This is a genomic window from Acidobacteriota bacterium, assembly GCA_016195325.1.
Classification (GTDB): Bacteria; Acidobacteriota; Polarisedimenticolia; order JACPZX01; family JACPZX01; genus JACPZX01.
In genome coordinates, this window is the sequence record JACPZX010000011.1 from 35,756 (window position 1) to 44,758 (window position 9,003).

The following is a 9,003-nucleotide window of genomic DNA, read 5'->3' on the forward strand; positions in this document are numbered from 1 at the left end:
CCGCCGAAGGAGAGGAGAGATCGAATGAAGCACCGTCGCTTGAATCACCGGGCCGTCGCGAAGATCCGGGCGGCATGGCTCGCGTTCGCCCTGGCGATGGTCGCTCCGTCATGGGCCGCCGCCGGCTTCGACGGGGTCACGCTCGCGGCCTCCCCGGGGACGGGTCCCGGCCAGATCCGGCTGGACTGGATCGGCGGCGATCCGATCTTCTCGATCTACCGCTCGTCGCTCAAGGGGTCCGTGGTCGCGCCCGGGAACTTCGTCGGGGAGTCGAACGGACACACCTTCTCGGACACGCCGGGAACCGGGAACATCTTCTATTACGTCGTCACCAGCCCGTGCGTCTACAACCCGCCCGAGATCTGCGACGGCATCGACAACGATTGCGACGGCATCACGGACAATCCGGGGAGCGAGGCCTCGTGCAACCTGCCGAACGCCGTGCCCGCGTGCTCGCGCGGACGGTGCGTCGTCGCCGGGTGCCTGACAGGGTTCGGCGACTGCGACGGCGCGGTCGCGAACGGCTGCGAGGCGCCCACCAACCTGGCGCAGTCCAACTCGCCGGACATCTTCGGCGGGGCCGACGTGATGCCGGGCTACGCGCGGGTTGCGTCCATCACGAACTGCGGGGGATGCGGCCAGACGTGCAATGACGGGATGGGGTGCACGACCGACCTCTGCGTGCCGGTCGCCTCGGCGGGCGGGGCGACGGGCTCGTGCCGGCACTACGACCGCTCACAGTGCGCGTCGGCGCGCTGCGCGGGGACGCTCCAGCCGGGGGCGCCGCCGCCGGCGGAGCCTTCGTGCGCGGGACAGGACAATGACGGCGACGGCCTGCCGGAGGCGTGGGAGACGGCGCTCACCGACCCCTACACCGGAGCCAACCAAACGGCGGGCGTGGACCTGAACTGCGACGGGGAGGTCAGCGATTCCGACGGGGACCTGATCTGGCACGAGCCCCCTGCAGGCGACAACAGGAAGGACATCTACCTGAAAATCGACTACATGGCGCCGAGCGGATCGGAGACCGTGAGCCACGCTCCGGACCCGAACGCCCTCGAGGCCGTGGTGGCCGCCTTCGACAGGGCCGGGATGTCGCTCCACATCGATCCCTTTCTGTCGGAAGTCCCCCACCACGCGTTCATCACCTTCCCCGACGCCTCCCCGACCGGGTCGTGCGGAACGCTGCCGGACGCCGTGAGCTTCTACGGCCCCGTCTACAAGGGGGACCCCGCGAACTTCGATCCGCGCAGGAGAATCGGGTACCACTACGCCGTCTTCGGGCACGACAGCTGCGGCGGGAACTCCTCCACGGAGGGAGGAAGCGGGATGGGGGAGATCTACGGAAATGACAGCGTCATGTCCCTGGGAAGCCTCACGTTCTCGTCACCCGACCAGAGAGTCAGGGCCGAGGCCGGAACGCTCATGCACGAGCTCGGCCACAACTTCGGGCTGTGCCACGGCGGGGCGGGGGATCCCAACGCGGCCTCCATCTGTTCGAATGCGGATGTCCCGCTCAAGCCGAACCACGTGAGCTCCATGAACTTCGCGTACGAGCTGGGCGGCATCGAGCGAGCCGCCATCCCGGGGACGCTCGGCCCGCTGGATCCGAATCTGCCGGTCCGGGTCGATTTCAGCTACGGCGTCGAGCCGTGGCTCGACGAGGGCTTCCTCGACGAGTCCGTCGGGCTCGGGGTGACGTCGCCACCCTTCAACCGGGACATCGCGTGGCACGTCTGCTTCGGCCAGCTCGTGAGGGCGCCGGCGAGCGGTCCGATCGACTGGAACTGCGACGGCTTCTTCGGCCCGCCGATGCCCGTCGACGTCAACGGCGACGGCCTGATCTCGATCCTCACGAGCTCGGACGAGTGGGGGAGCCTCGCGTACGGATTTCAGTGCCGGAGCACATTTCAGAATTAGGCCGATCACCTCTTGATCTGCGCGGCCCAGTTCTGGACGAGTGTGATCGTGGCGGGCGTTTCATCCCGGAGCGCGACGTTCAGGAGGAATCGCTGCCCGTCGGGGGAGATGTCGTACGCCCAGTCGGTGCCGGGCTTGAGGTGGACGTCGAACGCGCGATTCTCTCCCCATGGGCGGTGGATCGCGTACGCGTCCAACGAGTCGGGACGCGGCGAGATCTACGTGAAGCCCTTCCCGGGGCCGGGAGGGAAGTGGCATGGCGTGGGCAGCCTATCGCAGACCGAGCTGTGAATCGACGAGCTCCTCCCACGTCCTGATCTCGTCGCGATACCTGGCGACGTCGTTCTCCAGCTCGGAGACCCGCTGCTCGGCCGCCGCGAGCTTGTCCTTGAAAAGCTTTTCCTGCAGGTCCAGTCCGGCCCGCTCGCGGGAGGATTCGCTGTCCGGCTTGCGCGCTCCGGGCCGCTCCTCCCGGCCGATCTCCTCGCCGAGCTGCTCGCTCCGGGCCTGAATCCCCTTCAACGCGTCGCCAAGGCCGTTTCGCTCGGCCGTGGCGCCTCGGAGCTCCGTCTCCCGGGCCGAGAGCGCGCGCTCCTTGATGTCGACGCGCTTCATGAGGAGATCCGTCTGCTGCTTCTTGAGCTGCTCGCGGAGCAGCGAGGCGATCTCCTGAATCGATCGGTTCAGATCGCGAATTCCCTGGGCGAGCTCCTGCGGCCGCTCGGCCTGGGGCGGCTCGGCGGACGAGGAGAGCGCGCCCGAAAAAGTTGCGACGGCCACCGCCGTGATGAGAACCCGTATCCGCTTGTCGAGCATCGAAGCCCTCCTTGTGCGACTCCCCAGTCTACCGCTCTGGCGCGACCCGCTCCTCGACGACACGCCCGTCCGATGAATCCTTCATCGGCGGGATGTCGCGCACACGCAGTGGGTCGAAGGCCGCACTCGTGATGGGAATCGCCTGAGTCGCGGCCTGCGCGAATGTCCATCCCGGCGTCCCCGGCACGCCGAGCCTCGACATCCCCGGCGATCCGTGGGATCAGGACTGTGCCAGCGGACCGACCTTCGACCCCAAAGCGTCATGGCAGGGACACGGGGCCTTCGTCTCCTGCGTCGACAACGCGTGCGGGGCGCTCAGGAAGACAGGTCTCCTCACGGGCAAGCAGTGCGACGCCATCGTGACGGCGGCCGCGCGGTCGCAGTGGGGAGGGCCATAGGGAGCGAAACAGCGGTCAGGGACGCCGGTCCCGGGGCCGCCGCATCAACCAAAGGGATCGCGCACGTCGAGAAAGTCGAACTTGCGGAAGTCGTGATCCACCGTGTAGAGGACCGTCACCCCGTGCTGACGGAGGATGGCGGCGAGGTGCGCGTCGGGTACGAGGTTCCCCCGGATCGGCACTCCGCTGCTCACCGACCTGTACACCGGCCAGAACCCTTCCTCCTCCGAGAGGGCGCGCACGTGGGGGAGCGCGAGAAGCGCGGCCACGTTGGAGACCGCCTCCGTGTGGGTGAGGGGCTCGTCGAAGATCGATGGATGGGTCGCGACGCGGAGGTAACCGAGGATCGTGGGCCAGGCGAGGCACATGACCTCTCCGCCCCGCGCCCGTTCCCGGAGGAACCGGATCGCGCGGGTGTGCCGCTCGCTCGCCGAATCGCTGGCGTAGAGGAGGACGTTGACGTCGACTGCGAAGCTCACCGGCGCCGCTTTCCTCGCGCCGGCGGCGGCTCCATGAGCTCGAAGATGGACTCCCGGTCGGCGAGATCGACTCGCGACCCCATGCGGCGGGCGGTCCAGTGGAATTCCACCGGCCCCTCCGACTTTGATGGGTTCCTCTTCAAGGCCACCGCAAGGAGGTCGGAGACGAGTCGCCCGAGCGACTTCCTCTCACGCAGCTGAAGGCGCTTCAGCTCCTTCAGGACCGGGGCATCGATGTCGAGGGTCGTTCTCATGATGCGCTGATGCTAACGCATGGCGCATCAGATGTCATGCTCGCCGTAGCCGCCTACTTCACCACCGCCGCCACCGTCACCGGGCTGATGAACTTCTTCAGCGGGTCGGTCCTCGGCGCGAGGTTGTCGATTCCCTGGATCCGGATGAAGAGCGATCCGCCGTTGACCGCCTTCTTGCAGATCGAGTTCCACGCCTTCGCCTTCACGTGCCACGATCCCGTGACGATGAGCGCGCTCCCGCTCGTGACCCGGGCCGACGACGGGAAGGTGGGCATCGTCGAGATGAAGACCTTGAACTTGTCGTAGCGGTCCACGTTCCAGGTGATCGTCGGCTGGGACGTCAACGGCGACGTGCAGTCGAGCGGCTCCCCCGGAAGCGGCCCGGCGACGAAGAGGGTGCACCCCCCGGAGACGTCGTCCACCTGGCCGTCGCAGTCGTCGTCGACGCCGTCGCAGACCTCGGTCCCCGGCGCCCCAGCGGCGCACGTATCGCTTCCCGCCACGCAGCTCCCCGCCGCCGCGCAGCGCCCCATTCCGCAGGAGGTCGCGAAGCCGTCCACCGTCCCGTCGCAGTCGTTGTCGAGGTTGTCGCAGACCTCCGCGGTGGGCGTCATGAGAGCCGCGCACTGGAGCGAACCGTTCGTGCAGGTCTCCGTTCCCGGTGAGCAGACCCCCATCAGCCCGGTGGCGCAGGGGGCGCCGCCCCCCGGGTTCCCCTCGTCCGTCATCCCGTCGCAATCGTCGTCGATGCCGTTGCAGACCTCGGTCTGGGGCGTGAGCGCCATGCACGAGTCGGCGCCCGCGACGCACGTCCCGGTGGACGCGCAGGCTCCCGAGCCGCAGGCGGTCGCGAAGCCGTCGACCGTCCCGTCGCAATTGTTGTCGAGATTGTCGCAGACCTCGGGCGAGGGGTTCGTCGTGCGGACGCACATGAGCGCTCCGCCGGTGCACGTCTGCATGCCGGGGCCGCAGACCCCCGGCTGCCCCGTGGCGCACGCGGCGCCGCCGCCGGGATTCCCCTCGTCCACCTGGCCGTTGCAGTTGTCGTCGACGCCGTTGCACACCTCGGCGGTGGGGGTCCCCGCCACGCACGAGTCGACGCCGGCGGCGCACGTTCCCGTCGAGGCGCAGGCACCCGCGCCGCAGTGGGAGGTGAAGTTGTCGACGTTGCCGTCGCAGTCGTCGTCCACGTCGTTGCAGATCTCGGCCGCTCCCGGATGGATGTTCGGATCGGCGTCGTTGCAGTCGTCGCCCACCGCCGCGTAGCCGGGGGGCTGGTTGCACTCGAACTGCGTGCTGCCCGGATCGCCGTGGTGGTCGCCGTCGAGGTCCTGGAACCAGGTCGTCGGCGTGCACGGCGCCACGCAGAGGTCGAGGCCGGTCTTGACGCCGCCGGGGGGGATCGTGATCGGGTCGAAATCCGGAAAGGTCTTCATGTTGTAGCACTGAGCGTCGAACCCGGGAAGCATGGAGCAGGCGCGCAGCGACGGAAGGTCGCTCGTCGAAGGGAGGCCGATCAGCGTGAAGCCGCCTCCGAAGAGGGAGTTCGGATCGAGATCGCCCAGTGAGCACGCGTGATCGACGCCGTCGTCGACCATGAGACCGAAGGTCCCGAGATCGTCGGTGCAGGACGCGGTCTGGGTCGAGACCCTCCCCTTGGCCTTCGCCGCGAGGCCGAGGATGAAGTCCACGCCCGTCATCGGGGTCGACGGCGACGTGGCGGGGACGGGGTCCGCCTCGCAGGGGAAGAAGGTCCCGTTGGGGTCGTTGGTCCACGACTTGAAGGTCATCACCGGGGCGGTCGTCCGCGGGTTGGGGGGCCCCGTCTTGATGAAGAAGCCGTTGGGATCCGGCAGGACGTGGAGCTTGTAGGTGCCGTCCGGGCAGCTCGTGGCGGCGGTCGCGAAGAGTCCGGCCGCGTGCGTCGCAAGCACCGTCACGTCCCGCAGCCCCTTCGCGCTCTTGTCGGCCAGCGTCCCCGAGATCGTCACCGCCTCTTCGGCGGTCAGGTCCTGAGTGATCCCCACCGAGGCGACGGCCACGTCCATCACCGTCGGCCCGATGAGGGCGACCTCGGGGTCGAGGTCGGCGTTCAGCGTGCTGGTGCTGTTCATGGGAGCGATGATCGAGAAGCTCCCGTCCCCCGCGGTCGTCTTCCTGTCGTTGTCGGGGCAGCAGGGGCTGGTCGTCACCGAGAAGACCTCCGCTCCCGCCATCGGCGTGCCGTCGAGGGCGCGCGTGAACGTCCCGGAGATCGGCACCCCCTTCGCGAGCTTGAGCCCTCCGACCGGGAGGCTCGAGCCGAAGACGAGGACCTGCGTCGAGAGGAAGGCGTGCGTGGTGTCCCCCACCGGGGGGCTCATCGTGAAGGTCCAGAGGCCGCCGGCCAGGCGGACCGAGTAGTCGCCGCTCGGGTCGGCGACCGCCTCCTCGTGGCCGGAGCCGCTCTCGAGGTCGAACGTGATGCGCGTGCCGCCGACAGGCGCGTTCGCCGAGTCGAGGACGGTGCCGGTGACGAGCGTTCCCGCCTCCAGGACGATGTTCGCCGTCGCGGGGGTCGGCGAGGTGGTGACCGGCGCCGATCCGCTCGCGAGTCCGGCGGTGTTCGGAGGGAAAGTCAGAACGAGATGGCTTCCGGCGCGGCTGTGGAGCGTGTAGCGTCCGTTGGGATCCGTCCCCGTGAAATCACGAAGGACGAACTCGCCGCATGCGTCCTCGAGAAGCACGACGAGGGCGCCGCTCACGGCGCTCCCCGATCCGATCTTCACCGTGCCGGTCACCGTGTCGCTCCCCTGCGCGAAGGGGGAGAAGTCGACCCTGAAGTAGAAGCCGGTCGAATCCACGCCGTTCGCCCGCACGACGACGTCGCCGTCCCCGGCCGTCGCCGGGACATGCGTGATGACGAGGCCGCGGACGAGATCCACGGTGACCGGCGTCGCCTCGACGGTGCCGCCCGACGCCTTCGTGAAGAAGACGTGGACGGGGGTCGCGAGATCGCTCACCTCGAACATCACGGGGGCGCCGGCCTGCGCGTGCGCAGGACGATGGAAGACCTCGCGGAAAACCGTGGGGGCGGCGAGGGCGGGGGAGGCGGCCGGCAGCGCGGCGAGGACGAGCACGACGGGAAGAAGGGATCGGATCGCGCGGGGCGGCGGGCGCACGGGGGACCTCCTTGGCGATTCGGTCGTCACCTGAAATCCTGCAGGGAAGGCGGGGGAAGTGTACGGCGACTCGTGCCGTCCGGGCAATGGGACTCGTCCCGCACGATTCGCGAACCGGCCGGCCGGCGTCTACCCTCCCACGAGTTCAACCGTCAGGCTCAGGGCTTCCCCGGCCGGAGCCGGGTCCATGGGAGGGATGCCCGTGACGCACCGCGCCGCTCGCGTGAAACGGGTCCTCGCCGAACTCCCGTCGATCGTCTACTGGGAGGGCCGGCACGTCGTGCGCACCGCGCGGCGCTTTCTCCTTCCCGTCAGGCGGTGCCGCGTCGGCGGCGTCCGGGTCGCGCTCGCCGTCTCCTCTTCCAGCGAGCACTATCGCGCGGACACCTACGCCACGAAGGAGCCCGAGACGATCGAGTGGCTCCGGGGGCGCCTCGTGGACGGCGACGTCCTCTTCGACGCCGGGGCGAACGTCGGGCTCTACTCCCTCTACGCCGCGAAGCTCAGGCCCGGGTGCCGCGTCTACGCGTTCGAGCCGGAATCCCACAGCTTCTCGAGCCTGACCAGGAACATACTGATCAACCGGCTCGAGAACGTGACGCCGTGCAGCCTCGCCCTCTCCGACCGCGAGTCGTTCGAGCTCTTCCACGTCTACGGCCAGGAGCCGGGGTCCGCGCTGCACTCGCTGGGCGCTCCGAGCGAGCTGCGGAGCGAGCCGCCCACGATCCGGCAGGGAACGGTCGCCACGACGCTCGATCGTCTCGTCCTCTCGCACGGCCTCCCGCATCCGACGCTCCTGAAGATCGACGTCGACGGGATCGAGGAGAGGATCCTCGACGGCGCGGCGGCGATTCTCGCGTCGGGGAGGCTCCGATCGATACTCGTCGAGGTGACGCGCCGCGGGGACGCGGAGACGACATGGGCGGAGCGCAAGCTCACGGCGTTCGGCTACTCGCTCACGGCCCGCAGCGCCTGGACGATCGAGCTTCGGGGCCTCAAGTCGCAGAACTTCGTGTTCGATCGGTGAGCGCGGGTCCGCGTTCCGTTCGGGGCGGCCCTGAGGACGTGGACGCGGGAGCCCGGCGTGTGCGAGGCTCCCTGCGAACATCCGGTGGACCCCCAGCCCGAACGATGTCTCCAATCCCTCGCGAAGCCCTCGAGTCGGCCCTGCTCGGGACGCTCGCCGAACTGCGGCGGCAGCACGGCGAGGCTCCGCTCGAGCGCGTGGGCGAGTTCGTTCGCATGGTGCTCGGGAGGGCCCCACGTCCCGTGGGCGATCCCCTTCAGCGCCCCGAGCTGTACTTCTTCCCGGGGCTCGACGATCGCGCCTGGCCCGACGAGGTGGTCCCCTGGATGCCACGGCTCGAGGCAGGGTTCGCCGCGGTCCGGAAGGAGCTCGACGGCCTGATCGCGTCCCGGGCGGAATTCGTCCCGTACGTCCACGGAGACGGCCGCTCCTATCGCGCCGAGAAATTCCGGATCGCGCCGCAATCAGGGCAGTGGACCGTCTACGATCTGCACGAACCTTCCGCCGAGGAGCGTTGTCCCGGAACGGTGGGCCTCCTCCGCGACATCTTCCGCTACGATCTCGGCGAGCCGGTCACCGCGCAGTTCTCCGCGCTTCGCCCCGGCGCGCGGATCGCCCCCCACTGCGGCGCCGCCAACTTCTTCCTCACGGCTCACCTGGGCGTCATCGTGCCTCCCGGTTGCCTCATCCGGGTCGGAGCGGAGAGCCGGAGCTGGGTGGAGGGGAGAGGGCTCGTCTTCAACGACTCGTTCGAGCACGAGGTGAGGCACGACGGCGACTCGCAGCGGGTCGTCCTCATCGCGAGGTACTGGCATCCCGCGTTGTCAGCGGTCGAGATCGAGGCCGTCGGGACCCTTCACGGACAGGTGATCGAGGCGGCGGGAGGGACCGAGGAGAGCCAGCGGGCCGCCCTCGCCGCCCTTCGCGGCGTGGGGTGATCGCCTCCGG

General features: G+C 69.1%; 8 protein-coding genes. 4 read left to right on the top strand and 4 right to left on the bottom strand.

The window, feature by feature from the left end:
* The first annotated feature begins 24 nt into the window (after nt 1-24).
* Together HY049_01905 and HY049_01910 are read left to right on the top strand one after the other, a co-directional pair.
* Nucleotides 25-1,920 (top strand): hypothetical protein, encoded by a 1,896-nt coding sequence (locus HY049_01905; GenBank protein ID MBI3447665.1) that lies wholly within the window; start codon nt 25-27, stop codon nt 1,918-1,920.
* Nucleotides 1,921-1,968: 48 nt separating this feature from the next.
* Entirely contained in the window at nt 1,969-2,211 is a 243-nt protein-coding gene (locus HY049_01910; protein MBI3447666.1) for a PD40 domain-containing protein, read from the top strand.
* Here the strand turns inward: HY049_01910 and HY049_01915 are convergent.
* The 4 genes from HY049_01915 to HY049_01930 all read right to left on the bottom strand — a co-directional run bounded on the left by HY049_01915 (nt 2,191) and on the right by HY049_01930 (nt 7,028).
* Nucleotides 2,191-2,736, bottom strand: a complete 546-nt coding sequence (locus HY049_01915) for a hypothetical protein (GenBank protein MBI3447667.1) — start codon at nt 2,734-2,736, stop codon at nt 2,191-2,193. The two genes, HY049_01910 and HY049_01915, sit on opposite strands and share 21 nt — an antisense overlap.
* A 442-nt stretch (nt 2,737-3,178) precedes the next feature.
* A complete protein-coding gene (locus HY049_01920) occupies nt 3,179-3,613 on the bottom strand; it encodes a PIN domain-containing protein (protein ID MBI3447668.1) in 435 nt (144 codons plus the stop codon).
* Nucleotides 3,610-3,867 (bottom strand): antitoxin, encoded by a 258-nt coding sequence (locus tag HY049_01925; GenBank protein MBI3447669.1) that lies wholly within the window; start codon nt 3,865-3,867, stop codon nt 3,610-3,612. The genes HY049_01920 and HY049_01925 overlap by 4 nt, the downstream gene beginning before the upstream one ends.
* Before the next feature lie 53 nt (nt 3,868-3,920).
* Nucleotides 3,921-7,028 carry a hypothetical protein gene (locus HY049_01930; GenBank protein MBI3447670.1) on the bottom strand — a complete coding sequence of 1,036 codons (3,108 nt, stop codon included), beginning with the start codon at nt 7,026-7,028 and terminating at the stop codon, nt 3,921-3,923.
* Nucleotides 7,029-7,230: 202 nt separating this feature from the next.
* Here HY049_01930 and HY049_01935 point away from each other — a divergent pair, with 202 nt between their 5' ends.
* Nucleotides 7,231-8,055 carry an FkbM family methyltransferase gene (locus tag HY049_01935; GenBank protein ID MBI3447671.1) on the top strand — a complete coding sequence of 275 codons (825 nt, stop codon included), beginning with the start codon at nt 7,231-7,233 and terminating at the stop codon, nt 8,053-8,055.
* A 104-nt stretch (nt 8,056-8,159) separates the two neighbouring features.
* Nucleotides 8,160-8,993 (top strand): aspartyl/asparaginyl beta-hydroxylase domain-containing protein, encoded by an 834-nt coding sequence (locus HY049_01940; GenBank protein MBI3447672.1) that lies wholly within the window; start codon nt 8,160-8,162, stop codon nt 8,991-8,993.
* The last annotated feature ends 10 nt before the right edge of the window (nt 8,994-9,003 follow it).

Coding starts and splice junctions, on each gene's coding strand:
- HY049_01905 (MBI3447665.1), top strand. CDS start 25: ATGAAGCACCGTCGCTTGAATCACCGGGCCGTCGCGAAGATCCGGGCG.
- HY049_01915 (MBI3447667.1), bottom strand. CDS start 2,736: ATGCTCGACAAGCGGATACGGGTTCTCATCACGGCGGTGGCCGTCGCA.
- HY049_01925 (MBI3447669.1), bottom strand. CDS start 3,867: ATGAGAACGACCCTCGACATCGATGCCCCGGTCCTGAAGGAGCTGAAG.
- HY049_01940 (MBI3447672.1), top strand. CDS start 8,160: ATGTCTCCAATCCCTCGCGAAGCCCTCGAGTCGGCCCTGCTCGGGACG.